The sequence below is a fragment of the Tenacibaculum soleae genome, from assembly GCF_001693415.1.
Taxonomy (GTDB): domain Bacteria; phylum Bacteroidota; class Bacteroidia; order Flavobacteriales; family Flavobacteriaceae; genus Polaribacter; species Polaribacter soleae.
In genome coordinates this window covers 397,658-421,552 of record NZ_MAKX01000002.1, presented here as the reverse complement: position 1 = coordinate 421,552, position 23,895 = coordinate 397,658, and the positions used below count along the sequence as shown (strand labels likewise).

General features: G+C 29.9%; 26 protein-coding genes and 1 tRNA gene. 9 read left to right on the top strand and 18 right to left on the bottom strand.

What is annotated here, in order from left to right:
• Positions 1 to 64 precede the first annotated feature (64 nt).
• Together BA195_RS09215 and BA195_RS09210 are read right to left on the bottom strand one after the other, a co-directional pair.
• A tRNA-Thr gene (locus tag BA195_RS09215) sits at positions 65 to 138 on the bottom strand.
• Between the two features lie 390 nt (positions 139 to 528).
• On the bottom strand, positions 529 to 759 hold the full coding sequence (locus tag BA195_RS09210; RefSeq protein WP_068704700.1) for a hypothetical protein: 231 nt from the start codon (positions 757 to 759) through the stop codon (positions 529 to 531).
• Positions 760 to 1,173: 414 nt separating this feature from the next.
• Between BA195_RS09210 and BA195_RS09205 the strand changes: the two genes are divergently transcribed.
• A complete protein-coding gene (locus tag BA195_RS09205; RefSeq protein WP_068704698.1) occupies positions 1,174 to 1,779 on the top strand; it encodes a DUF1684 domain-containing protein in 606 nt (201 codons plus the stop codon).
• Positions 1,780 to 1,809: 30 nt separating this feature from the next.
• Here BA195_RS09205 and BA195_RS09200 read toward each other — a convergent pair whose 3' ends face one another.
• From BA195_RS09200 to BA195_RS09185, 4 genes are all read right to left on the bottom strand, one after another.
• Positions 1,810 to 2,514 carry a crotonase/enoyl-CoA hydratase family protein gene (locus BA195_RS09200; protein ID WP_068704696.1) on the bottom strand — a complete coding sequence of 235 codons (705 nt, stop codon included), beginning with the start codon at positions 2,512 to 2,514 and terminating at the stop codon, positions 1,810 to 1,812.
• Positions 2,515 to 2,517: 3 nt separating this feature from the next.
• Positions 2,518 to 2,889, bottom strand: a complete 372-nt coding sequence (crcB, locus tag BA195_RS09195; RefSeq protein WP_068704694.1) for a fluoride efflux transporter CrcB — start codon at positions 2,887 to 2,889, stop codon at positions 2,518 to 2,520.
• Between the two features lie 68 nt (positions 2,890 to 2,957).
• The gene (locus BA195_RS09190) at positions 2,958 to 3,935 is read right to left on the bottom strand and encodes a DoxX family protein (protein ID WP_068704692.1); all 978 of its coding nucleotides are present in this window, start codon (positions 3,933 to 3,935) and stop codon (positions 2,958 to 2,960) included.
• A gap of 16 nt (positions 3,936 to 3,951) precedes the next feature.
• Entirely contained in the window at positions 3,952 to 4,497 is a 546-nt protein-coding gene (locus tag BA195_RS09185; protein WP_068704690.1) for a DUF1599 domain-containing protein, read from the bottom strand.
• An 80-nt stretch (positions 4,498 to 4,577) separates the two neighbouring features.
• Between BA195_RS09185 and folP the strand changes: the two genes are divergently transcribed.
• The gene (gene folP, locus BA195_RS09180) at positions 4,578 to 5,399 is read left to right on the top strand and encodes a dihydropteroate synthase (protein WP_068704688.1); all 822 of its coding nucleotides are present in this window, start codon (positions 4,578 to 4,580) and stop codon (positions 5,397 to 5,399) included.
• Positions 5,400 to 5,434: 35 nt separating this feature from the next.
• Positions 5,435 to 6,217, top strand: coding sequence for a diadenylate cyclase CdaA (gene cdaA / locus BA195_RS09175; RefSeq protein WP_068704686.1), 783 nt, complete (start codon positions 5,435 to 5,437; stop codon positions 6,215 to 6,217).
• A 44-nt stretch (positions 6,218 to 6,261) separates the two neighbouring features.
• Here the strand turns inward: cdaA and BA195_RS09170 are convergent, their stop codons facing one another.
• From BA195_RS09170 to truA, 3 genes are all read right to left on the bottom strand, one after another.
• The gene (locus tag BA195_RS09170; protein WP_068704684.1) at positions 6,262 to 6,708 is read right to left on the bottom strand and encodes a hypothetical protein; all 447 of its coding nucleotides are present in this window, start codon (positions 6,706 to 6,708) and stop codon (positions 6,262 to 6,264) included.
• Between the two features lie 69 nt (positions 6,709 to 6,777).
• Positions 6,778 to 8,493 (bottom strand): ABC transporter ATP-binding protein, encoded by a 1,716-nt coding sequence (locus BA195_RS09165; RefSeq protein WP_245662338.1) that lies wholly within the window; start codon positions 8,491 to 8,493, stop codon positions 6,778 to 6,780.
• 50 nt (positions 8,494 to 8,543) lie between these two features.
• Positions 8,544 to 9,278 (bottom strand): tRNA pseudouridine(38-40) synthase TruA, encoded by a 735-nt coding sequence (truA, locus tag BA195_RS09160; protein ID WP_068704680.1) that lies wholly within the window; start codon positions 9,276 to 9,278, stop codon positions 8,544 to 8,546.
• A gap of 265 nt (positions 9,279 to 9,543) precedes the next feature.
• Here truA and BA195_RS09155 point away from each other — a divergent pair, with 265 nt between their 5' ends.
• Positions 9,544 to 10,038 (top strand): metallophosphoesterase family protein, encoded by a 495-nt coding sequence (locus BA195_RS09155; RefSeq protein WP_068704678.1) that lies wholly within the window; start codon positions 9,544 to 9,546, stop codon positions 10,036 to 10,038.
• On the opposite strand, the gene BA195_RS09150 is transcribed toward BA195_RS09155, so the two are convergent.
• The 4 genes from BA195_RS09150 to BA195_RS09135 form a co-directional block, all read right to left on the bottom strand.
• A complete protein-coding gene (locus BA195_RS09150; protein ID WP_084443147.1) occupies positions 10,024 to 11,880 on the bottom strand; it encodes a tetratricopeptide repeat-containing sensor histidine kinase in 1,857 nt (618 codons plus the stop codon). The two genes, BA195_RS09155 and BA195_RS09150, sit on opposite strands and share 15 nt — an antisense overlap.
• Positions 11,881 to 11,900: 20 nt before the next feature.
• The gene (locus BA195_RS09145; RefSeq protein ID WP_068704676.1) at positions 11,901 to 12,578 is read right to left on the bottom strand and encodes a hypothetical protein; all 678 of its coding nucleotides are present in this window, start codon (positions 12,576 to 12,578) and stop codon (positions 11,901 to 11,903) included.
• A 220-nt stretch (positions 12,579 to 12,798) separates the two neighbouring features.
• The gene (locus tag BA195_RS09140) at positions 12,799 to 13,449 is read right to left on the bottom strand and encodes a response regulator transcription factor (RefSeq protein WP_068704674.1); all 651 of its coding nucleotides are present in this window, start codon (positions 13,447 to 13,449) and stop codon (positions 12,799 to 12,801) included.
• Between the two features lie 227 nt (positions 13,450 to 13,676).
• Positions 13,677 to 14,114 carry a DUF4293 domain-containing protein gene (locus BA195_RS09135; protein WP_068704672.1) on the bottom strand — a complete coding sequence of 146 codons (438 nt, stop codon included), beginning with the start codon at positions 14,112 to 14,114 and terminating at the stop codon, positions 13,677 to 13,679.
• A gap of 199 nt (positions 14,115 to 14,313) precedes the next feature.
• Here BA195_RS09135 and rho point away from each other — a divergent pair, with 199 nt between their 5' ends.
• Positions 14,314 to 15,999, top strand: coding sequence for a transcription termination factor Rho (gene rho, locus BA195_RS09130; protein ID WP_068704670.1), 1,686 nt, complete (start codon positions 14,314 to 14,316; stop codon positions 15,997 to 15,999).
• A gap of 54 nt (positions 16,000 to 16,053) precedes the next feature.
• Here the strand turns inward: rho and BA195_RS09125 are convergent, their stop codons facing one another.
• The 5 genes from BA195_RS09125 to BA195_RS09105 all read right to left on the bottom strand — a co-directional run bounded on the left by BA195_RS09125 (position 16,054) and on the right by BA195_RS09105 (position 21,333).
• Positions 16,054 to 16,602 (bottom strand): 5-formyltetrahydrofolate cyclo-ligase, encoded by a 549-nt coding sequence (locus BA195_RS09125; RefSeq protein ID WP_068704668.1) that lies wholly within the window; start codon positions 16,600 to 16,602, stop codon positions 16,054 to 16,056.
• Between the two features lies 1 nt (position 16,603).
• Positions 16,604 to 16,969, bottom strand: a complete 366-nt coding sequence (locus tag BA195_RS09120; protein ID WP_068704666.1) for an MmcQ/YjbR family DNA-binding protein — start codon at positions 16,967 to 16,969, stop codon at positions 16,604 to 16,606.
• The gene (locus tag BA195_RS09115) at positions 16,969 to 17,580 is read right to left on the bottom strand and encodes a DUF4230 domain-containing protein (RefSeq protein ID WP_068704664.1); all 612 of its coding nucleotides are present in this window, start codon (positions 17,578 to 17,580) and stop codon (positions 16,969 to 16,971) included. The genes BA195_RS09120 and BA195_RS09115 overlap by 1 nt, the downstream gene beginning before the upstream one ends.
• Before the next feature lie 112 nt (positions 17,581 to 17,692).
• On the bottom strand, positions 17,693 to 18,964 hold the full coding sequence (locus tag BA195_RS09110; protein ID WP_068704662.1) for a hypothetical protein: 1,272 nt from the start codon (positions 18,962 to 18,964) through the stop codon (positions 17,693 to 17,695).
• 29 nt (positions 18,965 to 18,993) lie between these two features.
• Entirely contained in the window at positions 18,994 to 21,333 is a 2,340-nt protein-coding gene (locus BA195_RS09105; RefSeq protein ID WP_068704660.1) for a TonB-dependent receptor, read from the bottom strand.
• A 979-nt stretch (positions 21,334 to 22,312) separates the two neighbouring features.
• On the opposite strand from BA195_RS09105, the gene BA195_RS09095 reads away from it, so the two are divergent.
• Genes BA195_RS09095 through BA195_RS09080 form a run of 4 tightly spaced genes read left to right on the top strand, consistent with a single transcriptional unit; the run spans position 22,313 to position 23,882 of the window.
• Positions 22,313 to 23,068, top strand: a complete 756-nt coding sequence (locus BA195_RS09095) for a hypothetical protein (RefSeq protein WP_068704656.1) — start codon at positions 22,313 to 22,315, stop codon at positions 23,066 to 23,068.
• A 2-nt stretch (positions 23,069 to 23,070) separates the two neighbouring features.
• On the top strand, positions 23,071 to 23,493 hold the full coding sequence (locus tag BA195_RS09090; RefSeq protein ID WP_068704654.1) for a DUF5675 family protein: 423 nt from the start codon (positions 23,071 to 23,073) through the stop codon (positions 23,491 to 23,493).
• A complete protein-coding gene (locus BA195_RS09085) occupies positions 23,471 to 23,689 on the top strand; it encodes a hypothetical protein (RefSeq protein ID WP_068704652.1) in 219 nt (72 codons plus the stop codon). Before BA195_RS09090 ends, BA195_RS09085 begins: the two co-directional genes overlap by 23 nt.
• A gap of 4 nt (positions 23,690 to 23,693) precedes the next feature.
• A complete protein-coding gene (locus BA195_RS09080; RefSeq protein WP_068704837.1) occupies positions 23,694 to 23,882 on the top strand; it encodes a hypothetical protein in 189 nt (62 codons plus the stop codon).
• The last annotated feature ends 13 nt before the right edge of the window (positions 23,883 to 23,895 follow it).

The following is a 23,895-nucleotide window of genomic DNA, read 5'->3' as shown; positions in this document are numbered from 1 at the left end:
GGCAAATTTAGGAAAATATGCGCATAAAAAAAGCGCTAACTTGAGTTAGCGCTTTTTATTTTTGAGCCGATGAGAGGACTCGAACCTCCGACCTGCTGATTACAAATCAGCTGCTCTAGCCAGCTGAGCTACATCGGCTTTTTGCTTTTTTAAAGCGATGCAAATATACAAGCTTTTTTGAATGTGGCAAGTTTTTTTTGAATTAAAATTACAGCTTATTTTTGAGGGTTTTGTTAATTGTTTGATTTGTATAGGTATAGGGGTGTTTTTAGAGAGGTAAAATATTTTATATTTTTATAGGTTTGTTAAAATAGCGTGTTTTTTGAAGAGGCTGAGTGTTTTTTTTTATGAAAAAAATCATGTTTTAGAGAGTGCAAATGGTCAGTTTGTAGAAAATAAAGTTGAAAAAGAAAAAGTTCTAGCGTTATGCTAGAACTTTTATCAAGAATAAATAGTGTTCGAATAGTATAAACTATTCTGTAACTTTAATTGTAAACGAACAAAAATATTATTTATTGTACCTTATACTTAAGCAGTCAAAGGTTTTCCTTTTAATCTTTTTTCGATTCGTTGTTTTACAACTGTTAATCGTTTCATAGCGTCCATTAATTCGCTATCTTTAGTTTCTTTATATACTTCGTTTATCTCTAGGATTAAAGATTTTACCTCTCTTGAAGCTAATATTCTATCACTAGTAGTAATAAACTTGAATTTCCTGTGCTCAAATTCGTCTGCTTTACTAATTAATTCTGAATTCATAAAATACCTACTTATATTTAATTAAATTATCTTTTAGATTACGTTTAATTGATTCTTGCGTCTTGCGTAAGAAACAGTTAAATTATAAAATAAATGGGCAGCAAATATATATTAATCTTTTTGTTAACCTATAATAAAACAATCAATTTGTTTTATTTATTTATAATTTTTCTTTATATGGTAAATTAGTGTTAAAATTTACTTTTTTATCAACTATAGTTATAATCTATTAAGTTAAATGTAATAATTTTTTGTGAATATTTCAAATTTCTTAATATAATTTTAACAAATAACATTGTTTTTACTAATAATGTAATATTTGATAAGGTAAAATTATTAAGAATAAAGTATTTTTGATGCGAGGAATTATAGAGGTAAGCACCTTTTAAAAAGGTAAAAGTATTATTTTATTAGATGAAGAGAATTTTTATCATAATTATTATAGCTGTTATTCAATCATGTAGTAATGACGCAAAAAGAAAGGTTGCAGGGGAATCCCTTTTTCAAAGGGAAATGAATGCAGATTTTAAAGACGCTTCCAAATCTCCTTTAACAAAAAAAGATTTGAAAAATTTTAAAGGATTATCTTTTTTTAAGATTGATGATAAATATAAGGTAACAGCAAAAATTGTAAAAACCCCTGATGCGCCTACATTTAATTTTCCAACGACAACTGATAGGATTGCGATTTACAAAAAATATGGGGTGATTTCTTTTACGATAGATAAACAAAGTTTTGAGTTGTCTATTTATAAAGATGTGAACCCAGAATTGACTTATGAAAACAATTTGTTTTTACCTTTTTTTGATAAAACAAATGGAAAAACATCTTATGAAGGAGGTCGTTTTATTGATGTATTGACTACTGATGAAAGTAAAGCAGAAACTATTGTAATCGATTTTAATAAAGCTTATAACCCTTATTGTGCTTATAGTGATCGGTATTCTTGTCCTATTACACCGCGAGATAATTATTTAGATATAGAAGTTGAGGCGGGAGTAATGGCATATAAAAAATAATAAAAAAAGCCTGCAATTAGCAGGCTTTTTTTATTTAATAGGAGGATGTAATCCCTCTATAAGGTCTTGTTGAATAGCTTCTTTTAATGAAGTTAAATAATTTTTTCTAACTTTTAATTTGGTTGCAGCATGTGCTTTGGGATTTAAAGAAGAAAACATTTCGGCAATTTTAATAGCCGTTGGTAATAGATGGTTTTCTGGAACAATTTTGTCTAAAAACCCTGCGGTAATAGCATCTTTTGGGTTGTAAATTTCAGAATTGTTTACACTTCGTTCAAAATAAACAGGAGTTAAACGGGCTTTGGCTATTTCAATACCAGCATTGTGCATGGTCATTCCAATCATCACTTCGTTTAATCCTATTTTAAAATTACCTTCGGTACCCAATCTGTAATCTGCTGAAAGCAACAAAAAAGCTCCTTTAGCAATTGCGTGTCCAGAACAAGCAATAATAATTGGAAAAGGAAAAGATAACATTCTGTGTGATAGTTTTGACCCTTTGGTAACTAACTCTAAAGCAGATTCAGGTGATGCAGTCATGCTTTTTAAATCATAACCAGCAGAAAACATTCCTGATTGACCAGTTAAGATTACTGTTTTTTTCTCTTGCTCAGCTTTATCTAATAAAGAGTTTAAGGTGTCTATTACTTCGTGTGAAATTGCATTTACTTTACCGTTAAAAAGGGTAATGATTGCGTAGTTATCTTTTGATGTATATTGTACTAATTTGTTCATGATTTAAATAAATTTGATAAGGTATATTCCGATAAAAACAGCTAAAAAACCGAGAACAAAACTTGCGATTGTATATAGGGCAAACGAAGTGAAATCTCCAGATTTTAAAAATATATGATTTTCATAAGCGAAGGTTGAAAATGTGGTAAATCCGCCACAAAAACCTGTTGCGAGTAGTAATGTGTTATTTTGAGACAAGGCTTCGTTTTTGGCAGCTAAACCTAAAATGATACCAATAAGCAAGCTTCCGAAAATATTTGCGGTAAAAGTTCCGTATGGAATTCCTGTTTGCGTGTTGTTTAAAGTTTTTCCTATTAAGAATCTTAAAATGCTTCCAAAACCGCCACCAATAAAAACGAGTAATAGTTGTTTCATGTCTTTGCTAAAATAATAAAACCTCACAATTATGTGAGGTTTTATTGTGTGAATATTATAAAGCGAGGTTATTTTAAAATAACGTCTTCGGCATCTGTCCAATTCCATTTGCCTACGATAATTCCTTTTTCAACCGTAACAATTCCCGGATTTGCTCTAATAACAGTTTTTAAAGCAGTTTCGTCACAAAAACCAAAGGTATATGGTAGGTTGAATTCTTTTTGAGTTGCCGCTAAATCTTCAATGTAAGAAGCTGTTAAAACATAAATTTCGTACCCTTTTGCTTTGGCATTTGCAGCGGTTTTAGAAATTGCAGCAATACCTTCTTTTTCTGTTTTATCAAAATTGTACATGATAACAAGCATTGCTTTGTCTTTAGCAAGCATGTTTTCTAATTGGTCTCCGTTTTCATCTGTTTCAATCATAAAATCATGAATAGGAGGGACTTCATCACTATCTTCTTGGTATTTCATTCCTTCAGCAATATCAGTTCCTATTGAGTATGCTCTAAAATCAATAATCGGTAAATGATTTAATACATAATAAGTAATAAATAATGAAACTAATATGGTTCCGTATGTTTTTATAGCACCAAGTTTTTCAGAAAGTAAAGGTTTGATGTGTTTTAAACCGAAAATTAGAATTACTATAAAAACCATAAATACCACATTTTTATAGAAAGTTTCTTTAGGTGTAAGTTTTAAAGCATCACCAAAACATCCACAGTCTGTAACTTTGTTATAAGTGTATGAGTACCAGGTTAAAAATAAGAATACTAAGTTAAGACTAAAAATACTCCATACGGTAAGTTTGGGTTTGTATCCAACCAAAAGCATTACACCGAAAACTAATTCAGATATAATTAAAAGTATAGCAAAAGGTAGTGTGTATGGGATTAAAAACTCCATATTTAATACGCCCTCACTAAAATATTCTTGAAATTTATATTGTGATCCAATAGGGTCTACGAGTTTTACAAATCCTGAATAGATAAATAAAAGTCCAACTAATACTCTTGAAATGTGCGTTAAAAGTTTTAAAATCATTTTTTGGGGTTTAAGGTTAACTGTCTAATTCTGAGTGATGAATTAAAGCAAAAATAGCATAATTAATCATATCTTGGTAATTTGCATCAATTCCTTCAGATACCAAAGTTTTTCCATGATTATCTTCAATTTGTTTTACGCGAAGTAACTTTTGTAAAATTAAATCGGTTAATGATGAGATTCTCATATCTCTCCAAGCTTCACCATAATCGTGGTTTTTATTTAGCATCAGCTCTTTGGTTATTTTTATATGTTTATTATATAAAGAAGTGGCTTCTGCTGTATTCAAATCTGGTTGGTCAGCAACTCCTAATTCTAATTGAATTAAAGCCATTATTGAATAGTTAATTATACCAATAAACTCTGATTTTTCGCCTTCATCAACCATACGTTCTGTGTTTTCTTGTAACTGACGGATGCGTTGTGCTTTTATAAAAATTTGATCGGTTAGTGATGGAAGCCTTAAAATTCGCCATGCACTACCGTAGTCGCTCATCTTTTTTATAAACAAACTACTACATTCTTCTACTACTACATCATATTGTTTGGATGTGTTTTGCATCTTTTTTATTTAAAAGTAATCCATCAAAAATAGTAAATATTAAAAGCTTTTCATTTATTTTTACTTAGAAATTTATGATAATGACAATTAATTGCAAAGGAACATTAATCGACCTGACCTCACCAAAAGTAATGGGGATTTTAAATATAACTCCAGATTCTTTTTTTGATGGAGGAAAGTATAAGGACGAGAAGACTATTCTTACTCAAGCTGAAAAAATGTTAAATGAAGGAGCTACATTTATTGATGTTGGAGCGTATTCATCAAGACCAGGAGCAGAAAATGTTTTAGAAGAAAAAGAAATACAAAGGATTATACCAGTAATTGAATTATTGATAAAGCATTTTCCTGAAATTATTATTTCGGTAGATTCATTTCGAAGCAATGTTGCAAACAAGGCTATCAATGCAGGGGCGGCGTTGGTTAACGATATTTCTGGTGGAAATATGGATGAAGAAATGTTTGACGTTGTGGCAAAATTACAGGTGCCATATATTATGATGCACATGCAAGGTGTTCCTCAAAACATGCAAACAAATCCTGTTTATAAAGATATTGTAACTGAGGTTACTTCGTTTTTTGCCGCGCAATTGCTAAAATTACGCCAGTTAAAAGTAAACGATGTTATTATTGATGTTGGTTTTGGGTTTGGTAAAACAGGAGTGCATAATTTCGAGTTGTTAAATAAGTTGTCGTTATTTAAAAATTTAGAGTTACCAATTTTAACAGGCGTTTCTAGAAAATCAATGTTATATAATTTACTTGACATTACTCCTCAAAAAGCTTTAAATGCAACTACAGTTGCTAACACAGTTGCATTGTTAAATGGGACTAATATTTTAAGGGTTCATGATGTAAAGGAGGCGGTCGAAGCAGTTAAGATTGTAGCACAATTACGATAAAATGATTACATTTACTAAAACTCTAAAAGTAATTAATGAATTTAGATTTTATTGATTTTTCGTTTCTAGATGTACTTGATATTATTTTAGTAGCTGTTTTGTTATATTACATATATAAGCTATTAAAAGGTACTGTTGCTATTAATATTGTTATAGGAATTACACTAATTTTTTTAATTTGGAAAATAACCCAAGCACTTCATATGGAAATGTTAAGTGGTATTTTAGGGTATTTGCTTTCCGGTGGAGTTATTGCGTTAATTATTGTTTTTCAGCAAGAAATTAGAAAATTTTTATTGATGATAGGTACTACTAATTTTTCAACAAAAAGAGGTTTTTTAAATCAATTAAATTTTATGAAAACAGAAGCTAATTCAGAAGTTGATGTTGAAACAATTTTAAAAGCTTGTAGGAGTATGTCTAAAACCAGAACAGGCGCTTTGTTGGTAATTGAAAAAACAAATAATTTAGATTTTTTAATTAATACTGGAGATAAAATGAATGCTTTGGTAAATGAAGCTATTTTAGAAAGTATTTTTTATAAGAATAGTCCTTTACATGATGGGGCAACAGTTATTCGTGACAATTTTATAATCGCTACTCGTGTAGTTTTGCCTGTTTCTGATAGTACAAAAATACCGGCTCGTTTTGGATTAAGACATAGAGCTGCAATTGGTGTTACAGAAAAAACGGATGCTATTTGTTTATTGGTTTCAGAAGAAACAGGAGAGATATCATACATAAATAATGGTGAATTTGTATTGTATAAAACACCAGATGACTTATTTGTGAAATTGCAAAAAGATTTAACAGCATAAAAAAAGCTCGCAATTGCGAGCTTTTTAATTTTATAAAGCTAAAATTATTTAGCTGGAGCCATTTTAGATTGGATAGCAGTCATTACTTCGCTAAATTTTACAGCAGCTTCAGCATCTAAAGAACCAGTGATTTCACCAGCTTTAGTTGCTAATTCAGTAGCTTTAGTTGCTAATTCAGTGTTCTTTAAAACATCACCTTTAGCATCGATATAGGCTTTAGCGTATTCAGAGTAAGACTTTAAGTACTCTCCAACTTTAGGGTCTTTAAATTCTGGGATAGTAACACCTTCAAGTGCAGATTTAACAGCTTCAGTAGCTTCTTTGGCAGCAGCTTCAGTTGTTTCAACAGCTTTAGTTGTAGCTTCTTCAGCTTTGTCAGTTGCCGTTTCAACAGCTTCAACAGTAGCGTCTTTAGTTTCTTCTTTAGCGTTTTTACAAGAAGTTGCTAATAGGGCACCAGCAACACACATAGTTAAAATTACTTTTTTCATTTTTTTAAAATTTTTAATTTTTGATTGATAACTACAAAAGTATCATTTTGAGTGACCTAAACAAATAATTTAAGAGCTAATTTCAGAACTAAATTGCTTTTCGTATAAATTTTTATAATAACCGTTGTTTTTCTTTAAAAGTTTATTGTGATTTCCTTGTTCAACAATGTTTCCTTTATCCATGACAATAATGGTATCAGCTTTTTTAATTGTAGCTAGTCGATGCGCAATTACTATTGAAGTTCTGTTTTTAGTAATTCTGTCTGTGGCATACTGAATCATCTGTTCAGAGTGAGTGTCTACAGATGAGGTTGCTTCATCTAAAATTAAAATACTCGGTTTGCTAACATAAGCACGTAGAAAAGCGATTAATTGTCGCTGTCCAGATGAAAGCATACCACCACGTTCTTTAACGTTATAATGATAGTTGTTAGGTAGGTTCATAATAAACTCATGAATACCAATTTGTTTAGCTGCTAGTTTAACTTCGTCTAAAGAAATGTTGTTGTTTTTTAGAGTTATATTATTAAAAATGGTGTCTGAAAATAAAAAAACATCTTGTAAAACAACTGCAACTTTTTTTCGTAACGCATTAATTTCGTAATCTTCAATAGCAATATTATCTATACAAATACTACCACTGTCAATTTCATAAAAACGATTAATTAAATTTATGATGGTTGATTTCCCTGCACCAGTGGCACCAACAATTGCAATAGTTTCTCCTTTGTTTACTTCAAAGTTGATGCCTTTTAAAACTTCTTCATCTTTTATATAACTAAAGTGTACATCTTTAAAAATAATACTTCCTTTTAAAGAGCTTGTGTTAATTGTTCCTTTTTTTGAAATAGAGCTTTCGGTGTCAATTACATTAAAAACACGTTCTCCTGCTACAATTCCCATTTGAAGTTGGTTAAATTTATCTGCAATTTGACGAAGTGGTCTAAATAACATTTGCGACATTTTGATAAAACCAATAATAGCACCAACAGTAATAGTACTATCTTCTACAACTTGCAAGCCACCGTACCATACAATTAAGCCAATGGCAATAGAGGATAGTATTTCGGCAATAGGAAAAAATATAGAGTAATACCAAACTGTTTTTACGTGTGCTTTTTTGTGTTTGTCGTTAATTGATACAAAGTTTTTGTATTCTATTTTTTCACGATTAAAAAGTTGTACAATTTTCATCCCAGTTACTCTTTCTTGTACAAATCCGTTAAGATTTGCTACTTGATTTCGTACATCTTGAAAAGTTGATTTTATAGCAATTTGGAAAATTTTAGTGGCATAAATTAAAACAGGTAATGTTGCAAGTGCTATAATAGCTAGTTTCCAATTAGTGTATAACATTACAATAATTACAATAATCATTTTTAAGATATCACTTATAATCATAAAAACACCTTGGGTAAAAAAATTAGCTATGGTTTCTATGTCAGAAACAACTCGAGTTACTAATTTTCCAACAGATGAATTATCGAAATAACTCATTTTAAATGCCATAATTTTTCGAAAAGTTTTGGCTCTAATATCTTTAATAATATGTTGGCCAACCCAATTGGCGTAGTATATAAAGCTAAACTGAAATAATACTTGTATTACTAAAATAACCAACATAGTTATTGTATAATATAGTAATCGAGTTAAGTCTTTATGGGCAACAAAATCATCAATAGCTGTCATTAAAATAACAGGACTTAAAACAGCAAAAGCAGCTAAAAGTATGGTTGATATAGCTGCGATACCGAATCGTAAACGGTATTTTTTTGCAAAACTCATAAGTCGTACAAAAATTTTAATGTCAAATGCGTTTCCTGTTGTTTTACTCACTATATATAATCATAAGTTACGGCTGTTAAAAATAATCCTTTGGCAGGGGCAGAAGTTCCAGCATTGCTTCTGTTTTTACTTTTTATAATATTTTGAAATTCATTGATACTGGTTTTTCCAAGTCCGACATCTATTAGTGTACCAACAATTGCTCTAACCATGTTCCTTAAAAATCGATTAGCTGTGATATAAAACGTTAACTCGTTACCCTTTACAATCCATTGAGCGTTGGTTATACTACAATTAAAAGTATAAACACCTGTTTTTACTTTCGAAAAACATTCAAAATCTTCATGTTTGTATAAAATAGAAGCTGCTTGATTCATTAAATCTATATTTAATTTTTTATTATACAATTGCCAAGAAGTGTCTAATGAAAACGGGTTTCTACCAAGCCAAATTTTATACTCATAACTTCTGCTATTAGCATCAAATCGAGCATGAGCATCATCATGGACTAATTTAATGTTAAATATTACAATGTCATCAGGTAAAAGAGCATTTAATCTAAAGGCAAATTTTTCAGTTAAAAAAGTATTGGTATCGAAATGAGCAAACATTTGAGAGGCATGTACACCTGTGTCTGTTCTTCCTGCACCAGTAATAGATATGTTTTGTCTTAAAACGGTACTGATTGCTTTATTTATTTTTTCTTGTACAGAAATAGCATCAGGTTGTATTTGCCAACCATGATAATTTTTTCCTTTGTATGCTAACTCAATAAAATATCTCAAAAATTAATAAAATTTAAAAAAGCTAAATTATAAAATAATAGGTTCATTTTATAGAAGCGCATAATAATTAATGTTTTTACATAAAATTTCACTTTGTTTTTTTAAGTGTAAACATAGGTTAATAGATAATGTATTGATTTATAGTATTTTTGCCATGTAAAAGAATAAGAAATAAAGTTTTTCCTTGTTATTATATTTCCCCCTAGATCCATGATGTTATTATTATGGATCTATTTTTTATATTCTATTTGTTAGTTTTGTATTGATGAAAAAAATATTATTACTTTCTGATACGCATAGTTATATAGATGATCAAATATTAAAATTTGTAAAACAGGCAGATGAGGTTTGGCATGCAGGAGATATTGGTGATTTAGAGGTTACAGATACGATAAAAAAATATACGCCTTTACGAGCTGTTTATGGAAACATAGATGATGCTAATGCTAGAGCAGAATATCCGCTAGACGCAAGGTTTTGTGTCGAAGGGGTTTCTGTTTGGATTACACATATAGGAGGGTATCCTAATGCTTATAAACCTAGAATAAAGGAGGTTTTAAAAAAGAAATCACCAAAAATATTTATTAGCGGACATTCTCATATTTTAAAGGTGCAATATGATACTAAATTTAAATTATTGCATTTAAATCCAGGAGCAGCAGGAAAACATGGTTTTCATAAAGTAAGAACGATGCTTCGATTTGAGTTAAGTAAAGGAGCGATAACAAATATGGAGGTAATTGAGTTAGCCTACCGATGATAAGTTAAATTTTTTTTGTTGTTGTATTGGAACATTTATAAAAACGTTTGTTCCTTTGTTTTTTTCAGAAACGATATTAAATTTACCATTCATCATTTGAACTCTAGCCTCTATTTGATTTAAGCCTATACCTGTATTTTTAGTGTTAGGAGAAAGAGTATAAAACCCAATTCCATTATCATTAACAATAACAGACAACTGTTGTTCTTTTTGTGTTATAATTATTTGCGCAACAGAGGCTTTGCTGTGTTTTAAAATATTGTTAGTAAGCTCTTGAATGATGTTGAATATTTTTATCTCAAAATCTTGATGGTACCTATTAATATTATTAGCAGAAATATTGAACTTTAACTGACTATTAGAATATTTTTTTACAATATCTTTTAGCGCGTATTCTAAACCAAATTTTAATAATATTGAAGAAATAAGATTATGAGATAAATCTCTAACCTTTTGTGAAGCTTCTAGTATTATGGCTTGAGTTTTTTCTATTTCTTGCGGGGTATTATCATTAAATTGTTTTTTAGTGGCACTTAGGTGCATGTTTGCAGACGATAATAAAGCGCTAACATTGTCATGTAGTATTTCTGCAATTTGTTTTCTTTCAGACTCTTTACCGTCTATCGTTGCGTTTATTATTTTTGTTTGCGCCTCAGATTTTATTTTTTCAATACTTTGTTGTTGTATTAAATTGTTTTCTGATAGTTTTAATTGTAAGTTTTTTTGACGGAGTTTGTAATTATATATTATTCCACCAGAAATAATAATAACCAATAAACTTAAGGTACCAAAAAGTATAGAGGTTTTGTCTTCTTTTGCTTCAATAAGTTTTCTTTTAGCTACAACTAAGTTTACTCTTTGTTTAGCTAAGTTTTCTTTATGTTTTACGGTAACTTCTTCAATGATCCTTCTAATTTCCTTTTCTCTTTGAAAGTCTTCAATTTCATAAGATAGTTCTTGAAAATCATAAGCTTTATAATCTTTTAAGTTTCTCATTGCCCAAGCTAAGTTATAGTACAAATTTGCTTTAACTTTAATTGATTTTGGACTATCATTATGTTTTATTAATTCAATTCCTTTTTTATAAATATTCTTTGCTCGTTTAAATTCTTTTGAAGATAAATAGATGTTCCCTAAATTATTTAAAGAATTAGCTTGATTTATTTTGTTTTTTCTTAGTTTATGGGTTTGAATAGCTTTTAAAGCATAAGTTTCTGCTTTGTCAAAAATAGAATCTTGTTCATAGATAGCTGATAAATTAGAGTAAGAAATAGCTTTATGTTTCAGATTATCATTATTTAAACCAGAAATATTTTCTAGCTTTTCATAATAAGTAATTGCGCTATCTTTATATTTATTTGTTGTCTTTTTTACTTGGTTTAAGTGGATTTTTTGAAAAGCACTTCCAATTCTTAAATAAATTTCACTAAATAGAGAATTGTTATTTGAATTAAATTCTTTTTCTTTCTTAAAAAGAATTTCTTTTTGTAGGGCTTTTAAGGATAATTTGTAATAGTTCAGAGATTTTTGTTGTTTTTTTGTTTTGTCAAAAATATCAGCTATTAACCTTAGTATTAAATGTTTTGTTTTGTGGTTCTTCTGCTTGTTACTATCTTCTAGCAAAAGAAAACTATTTTTTAAAGAAGTAGCATACTCACCTTTTGTAAAATTTTTTAAAATTTTTGAGTACCTTTTTTCTAAAATAGAATCATTCTCTTTTAAAAATGGATTGATTTTAAAAGAGAATGATTTATTATTGGCTATAGTATATATGGGGGCTAATATGATTAGCCAAATAACTATGGTTTTAACAAGGTTAATTTTTTTTAAAGAAAAAAGCATTTTATAAAGAATAGAATAATTTATAGTATATCGCTTCCGTTTAAAATTACAACTCTTGGTTTTCTTGGTCTGTAGCTACTCACCTCAGCTTTTTCAGAGTATTTGTAATTCACAAAATCTAATTTAAGAAAATCATTTGTGTTTAGTTTAAGTTCTCTAGAAAATTCTTTTTGTTTTGCAGCTCCATTTGATAAATGTACTTCATAGGTTTCTAATTCTTCATTATAAGTAAACTCTGTAGCAACATTATTATTTACTTTAAAATTCAGTAAAAAAGTACCATCATTATTTTTAGTAATACTATATGAGTTTAAAAATTCGGTAACTCCTCCTTTGGCAAAGGTAATATTATCATCTTCAACAAATATTTGTGAACGCTTTCCTCTATTAGCTTCTAAAAAACCAATTTTTAGTTGATCATTTTCAATACTAAAATTATTACTGTGTTTAGAGGCTGTTTTATGATTTACTTCTGATAAAATAATTTCATTTGTTTTATCGGTATTTTCAATAGTGGTTACATCGGTGTTTTCAGTTGTTTTAAAATCAATTGAATAGGCACCTGATGCATCTCTTTTTAAAGTGTATGATTGTAATAGTTTTTCTTGATTGCCATTGTCTAATATCGCGTTTTCGTTAGAAGAGCATGAAGCAAAAATTACACTAATGGCTAAAAATAAAGGGGCTAGTTTTTTCATGGTTTTTAATTTAGGGTGTAGTTTGTTTAAAATAGTAATGTACTTAGAATAGATAAAGCATTAGGAGTCTAGTGGAATTAGAGATTTTATCTATTCTAAGTACATTGTTATAATTTATTACATCTTTGTAGTTATTAGCGATGTACTTTTTATAATGTATAGATTGTGGGGGAACATTTTCTTTGTTAGGGGGGTACTAAAGAAAACAATTTGAAGGGTTCTATACTATATTATTTTTCACAGCGTACATCGCTAAACCTACTACATTTTTTACTTTTAATTTTTTATATAAACTTTTACGATATGTTTCAACCGTTTTAATACTTACTAATAATATTTCTGCTATTTCAGTAGAACTTTTTTCAGAAGCTATTAATTTTAATACTTCTATTTCTCTTTCATTTAAATCAGAATCACTTAAAACAGGTTCTTCAACAGTGGCTTCTGTAACATATAGTTCAAGTAAGCTAGTTTTAATATCGTCACTAAAGTATTGTTTACCTTTGTGTACGTTTCTTACTGCATCTATAATGTGGTCACTAGCACAGCTTTTATCAATAAAACCATTGGCACCTAAGTGTACTATTTCTTGTACTAATTTAGGGTCGCTTAAGCTAGATAAAATGATTGTTTTTATGTTTATATTACGTTTTTTAAACGTTTTTAACACCTCAATTCCATCCATTTCTGGCATATTAATATCTAAAACTAGAACATCAGCGCTATTTTTTTTAGACCAATCTAATACTTGTTTACCTGTTAAAGAAAAACCTTCTATTTCAAAGTCTTCTTCTGTATTTAATAAAGCGATAACTCCATCTATTAAAATTTTATGGTCATCCGCTATGTGAACTTTTATCTTGTATTCCATGTTTGTTACAGTTACAAATCTATAATATAAAAATAGTGTGTACAATACCCAATACCCCTAATCGTTCATTAGGGTTAACCCTAATTCAATTAGGGTTAACCCTAATTCCGTTAACATTTCTTTAACATTTTAGCCTTGAAAGGTGCATGAATAGGTACATTACAAAAATAGAAAACCGAGATAAGAATCTCGGTTTTTTCGCACTAAAATATACTAAGATGTTAGGTTTATCGTAATCTATCAACAGATTTTACAAGATCTTCATCCTTTTTAATGGCTTTATTTGCTAAAACTAACAGCAAAATAACAATAACAGGAAAAAACATCCCAATACCTTTCTCAGAAACTAATGCTTCTCCAGATAATGTTTGCGACAGATATATCAATACGCCTAATAAAAAAAGGTTTATCAATATGTTTAAGCGCCCTAATACAAATTGTAGCTGACGGTTTTTAAATAAAAACAAAGTTACAATTGATAATAAAGCTGAAGTAAAAAACAACACCGGAGTTAGTTTTTCTAAAATAGAAACTCCCGAAAATAAATCTAATAGATAAGTAGCTGAATTGTTTTGTGTGTTAGTCCAAAGACTAAAGACAAAAGTTAATCCTGCAGACATAATTGCTGCGATTAATAAATATATAGATTGTTTTCTTTGTATCATGTTTTTTATTGGATAGCAAATGTAATATTTCTTTTTTTAAAAAGAAATATTACAAGTTAAAATATTTGTATATATTTGTCGTATAAGTAACTGCACAAATAACAATTATATAGCCCCTATATAATAGCAATCAAAAATAAAACTTAAATACAATTTAAATCCTTTTCCTTAAGGATTATATAACTTAATCATTTTACGAATGTTCGAGATTTCGGAATTAAAAACTAAAAAGTTAACAGACTTACAAGTAATTGCAAAAAGCATAGGTTTAAAAAAAACCAGTCAGTTAAAAAAATTAGATTTAGTTTATAAAATTTTAGATGCACAGGCTGAAGCTAGTGCAAATGAAGCTAAGCCAAAAGTTGAAAAACCTAAAAGAAAAAGAATAGAAAAAACTGAGGAGGCTCCAAAACAACCACAGCCTAAAGTTGCCGATAAGCCTAAACCTAAACCTTTGGTTAAAGAAGCAAAACCTGTTGTAGCTAAAAAAGTAGCAGTAGCTAAAGTTGAAGAAAAACAGCCTGTTGAAAAGAAAGTGGTTGAAAAAAAATCTCAGACGGAAGAAAAACAACCCATTGCTGAAGTTAAAAAACATCCACCAAGACCAAGGCCTAGGCAAGAAGTTGAGGCAGCAAAAAAAGCACAAAACGCGAATAATAATAAACAGCCACAGCATAAAAATCAAAAAAACAAACAACCACAACATAAAAATCAGCATAATAAACCACAGCATAAAAGTGGAAATAGATATAGAGACCCTGATTTTGAATTTGATGGAATTATTGAAAGTGAAGGTGTTTTAGAGATGATGCCTGATGGATACGGTTTTTTACGATCGTCAGACTATAATTATTTATCATCGCCAGATGATATTTATGTATCACAATCGCAAATAAAATTATTCGGGTTAAAAACAGGAGATACCGTTTTAGGTAATGTTCGCCCTCCAAAAGAAGGAGAAAAATATTTTCCTTTAATTAGAGTATCAAAAATTAATGGATTAAGTCCGAATATTGTTCGTGATCGTGTATCTTTTGAACACTTAACGCCTTTGTTTTCTGAAGAGAAATTCAACTTAGCTGAAAAAGGAAGTTCATTATCAACAAGAATTATTGATATATTTTCACCTATTGGTAAAGGGCAACGTGGTATGATTGTAGCGCAGCCAAAAACTGGTAAAACTATGTTGTTAAAAGATGTTGCTAATGCAATTGCGGCAAATCATCCAGAGGTATATCAAATTGTATTGTTAATTGATGAAAGACCAGAAGAGGTTACAGATATGAAACGTAATGTACGTGGAGAGGTTGTAGCTTCTACTTTTGATGAACCAGCAGACAAACATGTACGTGTTGCAAATATTGTTTTAGAAAAAGCAAAACGTTTGGTAGAGTGTGGGCATGATGTAGTAATTTTATTAGATTCAATTACACGTTTGGCAAGAGCGTATAATACCGTTGCACCTGCTTCTGGTAAAATATTATCTGGTGGTATTGATGCCAATGCATTACATAAACCAAAGCGTTTCTTTGGTGCGGCTCGTAATATTGAAAATGGTGGATCGTTAACAATTATAGCAACAGCTCTTACCGAAACTGGATCAAAAATGGATGAGGTTATCTTTGAGGAATTTAAAGGTACTGGTAATATGGAGTTACAATTAGATCGTAATATCTCTAATCGTAGAATTTACCCAGCAATTGATTTAATTAAATCAAGTACACGTCGTGATGATTTACTTTTAGATGACAAAACTGTACAGCGTATGTGGGTATTACGTAAATATTTAGCAGATATGAACCCTGTTGAAGCAATGTCGTTTATAAATGATAGAATTAGAACGTCTAAAAATAATGATGAGTTTTTAATTTCTATGAACGGATAATTTGTAGAAATAGTAATTATAAAAAAAAATCCTGCATAATTTATGCAGGATTTTTTATTTAGGAGTAATTATTTTATCAAGCGGAACATCAAACTTGTGAGTGTCAGTAATTTTATCAATCGGGTTAAAAAAATTAAGGCCAATAGTTTTACAATCTTGTCTGCAAGCTGCTAAAAATCGATCATAAAAGCCTTTTCCGTAACCAACTCTAAATTTTTGTTTGTCAGAAATTAATAAAGGAACAAAAACTAAACCAATTTTTGTAGCGGCAATTTCTTCAGCATTCACAGGTTCAGGAACACCAAATTTATTTAAGCTTATTTTAGTATTTTCTTCTAAATAAAAATGAGAAAGAGAATCATCACTAAAATTACATCGGCTTACAATTATTTTTTTATTTTTTTTTCTAAAAAAATCAATGATGGGTTTTGTATCTATTTCATTAAATTTTTGCATTGATAAAAATAAATGCACATTATTTATTTGGTTAAAATCAAGTTCAAATATTTGTTGATAGATGCTTTTTTCAAGTTCTTTTTTTTCAATACTTGTTAGCGCACTTCTTTTTTGTTTGTATATTTTTCTTAAATCAGCTTTTAACATTTTACATTGCTTTTAATTCTTCTTGTAGTTTTTTTGTTAACCCTTTTATAATTAATTCATACGAGTGGTCGATTAATTCAAAAGCTAATTTATCAGAAACATCGTTGTTTAAAGTAACGGTATTCCAATGTTTTTTATTCATGTGCCAACCAGGGTTAATGCTTTCGTATTGTTCTCTTAACTCTAAAGATCGCTCAGGATTGCATTTTAAATTAATTTTAGTTTCACCTTTTTCCCAACTATCTAAACCTACTAATGCAAACATTTTTCCCATAACCTTAAAAACTAAGGTAACATCATCAAAAGGAAAATTTTCTGTGACACCTTTTTTTGTTAAGCAATAATCGTGTAGTTCTTCTATATTCATTAGTTAATACTTTTTTGATTGTTGTTAGGGAGTTCTAGAGATGTGTAGTCAAGTTTCCATCCAATAGTTTCAACTAAATTTTGCATTAATGAAATAGCTTCGATAGCTTCTTTATTGGCTGTTTGCATTAAATTACTTTCAGGTATTTTTTGTAAAATATGCTCTTTAGCTTCTTTGTTTACAGCGGTTAAATCTTCTGAGCTAAATTTATTTAACAAGCCATTTTGAATATCATAAAAGCGTAAGTTTGGTTCTATCGAAAAAACTTCTGGTGTTGGAAATTCTGATAAGGTTAAGATTTTACTTTTAGTATCAGTATGCATTTTAATTTTTCTAAAATCAAAACCAATATGCACCTTGGCGTTAATTAATATAATCGCTTTTTTTTTACTAGTAAATAAACCTAAAAATTTTTCTTTTGTGTTTTCGTGATGGTATATTTCGGCAAATTCACCTTCAACAGTAATTAATTTAGATACTTTTTTAATTTTATCTAATAATATAACTGATTGCTTGTTTGTAGTATTTCTTTTATTAACAAAAGAGAAATGTTTGAAAATAAAATAAGAAATAATTGATCCGCCGATTAGGCCTAAAAAAAGTAGTTCCATAAGTACGAATTTACATAAAATATGGTAGAGAATAAAAATGTTAATATTGATAATGCAAAAAAAGGTTTAAGTAATAACTTAAACCTTTTAGTGGGGGATTGAAAGATTATGATTAATAGATACCTATGTAAAATGAATCAGCTCCGTTATCTAGCTCAGCGCCTTTAGTGTATCCGTCTGGTGATGTACTTTGAGGGTTAAAACTATATATGTGTCCCTTTTCACCAAGTGGTGCAATTGCCATGTGAAATTTACCATCTTTTCCTAAAACTCCAGATTGATAATACCACATCCATAAATTTGCTGGTACGTTTAGTTTAATAGCAGTTTTGTTATATAGATCAATTCGAGTAACTCCCCAAGGTGTAGCTTGGTCACTACCTTTACCAATTGATGCATCATAATAAGGAGCATAAGCAATACCGTTACCTACATAATACCATCCGTTAGCACCAACCTGTGTCATACCTAATGCGGTTGATAAATCTAATTGATAAGCATCATCATAAGTTCCGTTTTTAATACGAACTAATTTTGCAGGGTTAGAGGTTAAATGATAAATATCTCCTTTTTCATCTACATGGTATACGGGTGCTCTGTAGCCGTAAGTAGAGCCTTTAGCTACTTCAGATTCTAATAAAACAGGATTTTTTAAAGAAGGGTAATCTACTACTAAAGTTGTTGCTTTATATTCATCTGTTCTAATGTTTTCATCAGTGTTTGGGTCGTAGCCTCTTTTAGCGACACCGTAATAAGCCTTTCCGTTTTGTATTGTAGGGTTGTCAATTCGCCAAATGTGTAAACCGTCTGCTGTTTGTGGAATTATTACTTCCTGTTTTTCAGCTAAAGATAAGTTTGCTAGTTCAATTCTTTGTAAAACAGCCTTTGCTTCCGTGTGTGAATATGTATCGGCGTTGTAAATCTTTTCAGTGTTAATGGTGTGTACTAAAGCATCATTTTCATTAAGCACTTTCCATCTAGGGTAAGCTGTACCCATAGCAACCTGAACGTTTGTTTCTTCTAATTGTGTGTAATTAGAGGCGCCATTTATTTCGTACTTGTAAAGCATACCACCTCCATAACTTAGGTTGTATAGATATTTACCAGAAGGTGTACCGTAAATTCTTGCAGTACGTACTGAAGGAACTTCAAAACCTTCTCCTTTAAATGAAATTTCACCATCTTTTAATTCAGAGAAAGCTTGTACAAAAGTAGCTGAGTTTCCTGTAGATCCTACTCCGAAAGCTACGTTATAGAAATCTTGCGTACCTGTAGGTATTTTATCTTCGATGTTGTCGTTTGATTCACAGCTTGTCAATAATGAACTAACGACGGCAGCGGTTAATAGCAATGATTTGCTTATTGATATAAAATTTGTTTTCATAATAATATAATTAGATTTAAATAATGTGATTAAAATATTGGTCTGTAAATAAGTTTTAAATAAAAGGCTCTACCAGGTTTTTGCATTGCCCAATTATCAAAAACTTGTTTATCGGTAATGTTTTTGGCATTAAAACTTACAGTTGTTTTATTGTTAGGGGCAGTGTATGATGCGCCAATATCATGCAGTATTTGAGTTGGGATGTAGGCTTTACCTTTACTAGCTAAACTTTCCCAGTTTCTGAAAAATTTATGGGTATATCCAAAGTTATAATTGATGGAGAATTTTGAATTTTTCTTTATAAAATCGTTAAACTTATATTCAGCATAAGTATTTGCAGTTAAATATGGAGCGTTTCTTAATCGGTCTTTATAATAGATGTATTCAGATCCAAATTCATCAAACCTTAAATTATAACGTGCATTAAAATTGGAGTAATTAGCGGTTATAAATAAACGATTGTTATAATTGTATTTTAGTTCAATATCGTATCCTTTGCTTTTAATTTTTCCTAAGTTTTCAAAACCGTACGTGTCCGATAAACTTCCGCTAATACTTCTTGTAATCATGTTTTTTATATTTCGTACAAAAAAGTTGGTTTCAAGATTAAAATGATGTTTTTTTATTGAATATGTGCCTAATAGAAAACCAAGGTTGTAATTAATACTTGTTTCAGGTAAAAGTGTATAAGTAGGTTCAATATTTTCGCTGGTATTACCAAGTAATTCAGATATACCTGGCATTCGTAAGGCTTTTTCGGCTGAGGTTACTAATGTTGTCTTAGGTGTAACAGCATATGAAATTGCTGCACCATAACCGTTATAACTAATGTTTTTTTCATAGTCTGAAGCTATAATTGTTTGTCCTACTCTTTTGGGGTCAGATAATTTTACGTGTTGTTTGTATTGCTTGTAAAATAAGTTTGTTTTTAGTTTTTTAGCAAAAAAAATACTTTCATACGAGTAGCTAATTATTTGCTTAGTAAGGTATCTAGTGTCGGTTAAATCTCTTTCTGCTTGCGGACGCATTGGATCGTCAATATCTCTAGTAAAACGATTATAAAAATAATGCAAACCTAATTTATGTTGTGGGTGTAATTGATAATACAAACCAGTTCTATTAGCAATATTAATTTCCTTATTATTTGCTAATGTAGCATCACCTGCCTCTCCGCCATTGTTTTGCCAATTAATAGGAACTCCATTAGTGTCTCTTATAATTTTACCTAACCAATTATACATGTATGGAACTGTATCAATTACCATACGGTTTGTGTGTGAAAAAGAAGTAAAGGTATTTAGTGATAAACCTTCTGTTATGAGATCTTTTTTTCTGTATTTGAAAGATAACATTTTACTATTCAGCTTATTTCTTCTGTTTCCGTATACAATATCCATAACTGGACCTGTTTGTACGTCGTTTTCCATATTAGAAATCATTAAACCTAAGGTTATTTCATCAGCCCATTCTTTATTGATATATCCAATATTGGCTTTAAGACCTTTAGATTTGTATTTGTCATGAAAGCGTTCGGCTCTTACGTATTTTACTTTTCCTGTGGTAGGATTAACTACATAAACATTATCACCCCAAACTTCATAGTTATTATCAGTGCTGTTGTAAAAAGCAGATGCATCTACATTGAAATTTGTTATAGGATTTCTATATCCACCATCTATATTTATTTGATGTGTGTTAAACGATCCGTAAGAATAGGCAGTGCTAAGATGTGTACCTATACTTTTTTTAAGAACAATATTGATACCACCACCTAATGCATCTTCGGTTAACTCGGCAGGCAAAACCCCCTTATAGGTTTCAATACGTGCTATCATTGCAGGCGGAATGCTTGATAAAGAAAATGATTCACCGTAATTTCGAAGTGGAATACCATCAATAAAAATTCGAACAGAATTACCACTAAGCCCGTTAAGATTAAAGTGTGTATGTGAACCAAGTCCTCCACTTTGTCTAATTTTAACACCAGATGTTCTACCCAGAATTTCAGTTGCTTGCAAATTTTGAACAGCTAACTTTTGCGTGTCAGCTATTGCTATAGAAAATCCTTTCTCTTTAATTAGTTTTCCTTTAGACTTACTGGTTATAATAATGTTGTCTAATTTTGTGTTCTCATTGTTTTCTAAAACAACAGTCAAGTGGTCTGATTTTGTAGTCAAATCTACATTTATACTAATGCCGCTCGTTTCAAAAGCTTTAATATAAACAGTGTATTTGCCTGCTGGTATATTTGAAAAAAGAAAGTTACCATTTTCATCAGTATATACACTTTTACCAATTTGTTTAATGTGAACTAAAGCTAATTCAGCGGGAGTTCCGTTTTTGTAGCTTACTTTACCAGATAAGCTCATTAAAATATTGTTGTTTGATGTTTTAGCAAATGATGTAAAACATAATAAAATTGATATGAAAAATAAATATAAAGCTCTCAAAATTTATTTAGATTTGTTTTAAATAACGAGGCAAATATAAAAATAGTTTTTATTTAGATTGATTAAAAATTAATAAATTTTAATTTATTTTAAAAACCCAATTAAGGGTTTGTAGATCATCACAAAAGAAGAAATAAAAAGTATTGAGGAGTGAAAAAACTATTTAAGTTAACAGGAAAAAAGGTTGTTAAAATAGAAATTGGTAAGGGAAAACGAAAACCTGTAAAATAAAAAAGACTTAAGATTTCTCTTAAGTCTTTTAAGTCGGGGTGGCAGGATTGTAACTACCACTCTAATGTCTTTAATTATCAATTAGTTACAAGTTGTTTCCTTTTTGAGGTAACCGAATAGGTAACTTTAATGATATGAACTTTCGTTTTGAATTGCTTTATACAAAAGAGGTAAAAATATAAAAACCTTATACATACAAAGCAACATAAATTTACGCAAATTTTATGATTTATGGAAGTGATTTTATAACTAATTAATATACAGATTAATGATTTCAATTTCTATTCCAGAATATTCTGAAAAATCATTGATAGTAACAAATTGATGAGGTTCTTTGTCTAAAAAGTTCTTGATATCATTTAATAACTTGCGTCCATAACGTTCACTACGCCCTGTGATGCGCTGAATGTCTTTTGGGTATATACAAGCTCTTTTCTGATTCATAATACTCTATCTATACTTTATCAATACTTAAAACAGACTTAATATTTTTATGATGATGTTGATAATGCGTTGTTAAAATGTTGTGAACACTTTCGTGTTATCAATATTTTAATGACGTTTTTGGAGTTATCGGAACGAACATCCAAAAACGGATTTCGTTTTTTTATTGACTGCCATAAAGTTACGTGATTTGAAATGTTAATCACAAAAAAAAGTAAAAATTATGGCAAAACAAACTGGAATTATTAAGCTAAAAGGAACTATCGGAGGTATTTCTTTTTACAAAACAAGCGATGGACATCTTGCTCGTGAAAAAGGTGGTGTAGACAAAAGTAGAATTCAAAATGACCCAGCGTTTCAAAGAACGCGAGAAAATGGTTCTGAATTTGGTAGAGCAGGTAAAGGTGGAAAAGTATTGCGAAATGCGATTCGTGTGCTTTTACAAAATGCAAAAGACAAAAGAGTGGTTTCTCGTTTAACAAAAATTTTAGTAGCCGTTACTAAAACCGATATTGTTAATGAAAGAGGACAGAGAACTTTACAGGATGGTAATTTAAACCTTTTAGAAGCGTTTGAATTTAATTTGAAAGGAAAGTTAGGAGCAACTCTGTTTGCTCCGTTTGTTAAAGCTTTTGATAGAGTTTCTGGAGATACAACTTTAAATTTAGCTGCTTTTTCACCAACAGTTAGAATTGCAGCTCCTGCAGGAACGACACATTTTAAAATTGTAATGGGAGCATCAGAATTAGATTTCGTAAATGAAACCTCAACTTTTGAAAATGATGAAACTGCAATTTTACCTTACACAGTTGCAGATACAGCTGCAATTGCATTAACAGCTTCTATAACTGCTAATTCTACATTACCAGTAGTACAGGTTTTAGGAGTAGAGTTCTACCAAGAGGTAAATGGACAAATGTATTCTTTGAAAAATGGTACTTATAACGCATTATCTGTAACGATTATTGATAAACCTTAACAATGGAGTTAATACTTCAAAGAGCATATTTTAAAGAGGGTACTAATGGTACTCTCTTTAATTCTGATAAATTCCTTTGTCATACCATTGAATTGCCCTGGAGAAATAACAAAAGAAATATCTCTTGTATACCAGAAGGGCAATATGAAATTCTACCAAGATTTTCAAAACGATTTCAATATCATTTGATTTTGAAAAATGTGAAAGGTAGAAGCTTTATTTTATTTCATCCTGCAAATGATGTTAAAAGAGATTTAGAGGGCTGTATTGCTCCTGTAACCTATTTAAATGGTATTGGTAGAGGTGTATATTCCAGAAATGCTATGCAGAAATTATTGTCATTAGTGTATCAAGCTAAAGACCGAAAAGAAAAAATTGTATTAATCATTAAATCACAGAATTATGAAAATTATAGAACGTTATAAAAAACCAACACCGAAATTCTTTCGAGTGTTAAGAAACATTGGTATAGCCTTAGCCACTGCAGGAGGTGCAATTATTGCAGCTCCAATAAGTATTCCTGCAACAATAATAACAATTGCTACTTATATGACAGTTGCAGGAACTGTTGCAACTGCTGTTAGTCAAGCTGTAGTTTCTAATGAAAAAAAGGATGACTAAAAATATGTTTCAGAACGATATTCAAATAAAGTCAGGTGTTGTTGGGGGAACATTACTCTCTACAGTTTTTACTATTAGTTTAGACGATATACTTTTTACTGTTATTATGGCTGTTATTGGAGCAATTGTTAGTTTTTCTGTTTCTACATTATTAAAGTGGTTGTTTTTTAGAAAGCAAAAAAAGAATACCTAGTTTTAGTACTGGG

Bases quoted from the DNA above. Each gene is read 5' to 3' on its own strand.
- BA195_RS09095 (WP_068704656.1), top strand. From the start codon at position 22,313: ATGGCAAAACAAACTGGAATTATTAAGCTAAAAGGAACTATCGGAGGT.
- BA195_RS09170 (WP_068704684.1), bottom strand. From the start codon at position 6,708: ATGAAAAAAGTAATTTTAACTATGTGTGTTGCTGGTGCCCTATTAGCA.
- BA195_RS09120 (WP_068704666.1), bottom strand. From the start codon at position 16,969: ATGAATATAGAAGAACTACACGATTATTGCTTAACAAAAAAAGGTGTC.
- BA195_RS09210 (WP_068704700.1), bottom strand. From the start codon at position 759: ATGAATTCAGAATTAATTAGTAAAGCAGACGAATTTGAGCACAGGAAA.
- BA195_RS09090 (WP_068704654.1), top strand. From the start codon at position 23,071: ATGGAGTTAATACTTCAAAGAGCATATTTTAAAGAGGGTACTAATGGT.
- BA195_RS09125 (WP_068704668.1), bottom strand. From the start codon at position 16,602: ATGTTAAAAGCTGATTTAAGAAAAATATACAAACAAAAAAGAAGTGCG.
- rho (WP_068704670.1), top strand. From the start codon at position 14,314: ATGTTCGAGATTTCGGAATTAAAAACTAAAAAGTTAACAGACTTACAA.
- BA195_RS09140 (WP_068704674.1), bottom strand. From the start codon at position 13,449: ATGGAATACAAGATAAAAGTTCACATAGCGGATGACCATAAAATTTTA.
- BA195_RS09105 (WP_068704660.1), bottom strand. From the start codon at position 21,333: ATGAGCTTATCTGGTAAAGTAAGCTACAAAAACGGAACTCCCGCTGAA.
- BA195_RS09155 (WP_068704678.1), top strand. From the start codon at position 9,544: ATGAAAAAAATATTATTACTTTCTGATACGCATAGTTATATAGATGAT.
- folP (WP_068704688.1), top strand. From the start codon at position 4,578: ATGACAATTAATTGCAAAGGAACATTAATCGACCTGACCTCACCAAAA.
- BA195_RS09135 (WP_068704672.1), bottom strand. From the start codon at position 14,114: ATGATACAAAGAAAACAATCTATATATTTATTAATCGCAGCAATTATG.
- BA195_RS09115 (WP_068704664.1), bottom strand. From the start codon at position 17,580: ATGGAACTACTTTTTTTAGGCCTAATCGGCGGATCAATTATTTCTTAT.
- BA195_RS09110 (WP_068704662.1), bottom strand. From the start codon at position 18,964: ATGAAAACAAATTTTATATCAATAAGCAAATCATTGCTATTAACCGCT.
- BA195_RS09165 (WP_245662338.1), bottom strand. From the start codon at position 8,493: ATGAGTTTTGCAAAAAAATACCGTTTACGATTCGGTATCGCAGCTATA.
- BA195_RS09150 (WP_084443147.1), bottom strand. From the start codon at position 11,880: ATGCTTTTTTCTTTAAAAAAAATTAACCTTGTTAAAACCATAGTTATT.
- BA195_RS09190 (WP_068704692.1), bottom strand. From the start codon at position 3,935: ATGATTTTAAAACTTTTAACGCACATTTCAAGAGTATTAGTTGGACTT.
- BA195_RS09085 (WP_068704652.1), top strand. From the start codon at position 23,471: ATGAAAATTATAGAACGTTATAAAAAACCAACACCGAAATTCTTTCGA.
- BA195_RS09145 (WP_068704676.1), bottom strand. From the start codon at position 12,578: ATGAAAAAACTAGCCCCTTTATTTTTAGCCATTAGTGTAATTTTTGCT.
- cdaA (WP_068704686.1), top strand. From the start codon at position 5,435: ATGAATTTAGATTTTATTGATTTTTCGTTTCTAGATGTACTTGATATT.
- BA195_RS09185 (WP_068704690.1), bottom strand. From the start codon at position 4,497: ATGCAAAACACATCCAAACAATATGATGTAGTAGTAGAAGAATGTAGT.
- BA195_RS09205 (WP_068704698.1), top strand. From the start codon at position 1,174: ATGAAGAGAATTTTTATCATAATTATTATAGCTGTTATTCAATCATGT.
- BA195_RS09080 (WP_068704837.1), top strand. From the start codon at position 23,694: ATGTTTCAGAACGATATTCAAATAAAGTCAGGTGTTGTTGGGGGAACA.
- crcB (WP_068704694.1), bottom strand. From the start codon at position 2,889: ATGAAACAACTATTACTCGTTTTTATTGGTGGCGGTTTTGGAAGCATT.
- BA195_RS09200 (WP_068704696.1), bottom strand. From the start codon at position 2,514: ATGAACAAATTAGTACAATATACATCAAAAGATAACTACGCAATCATT.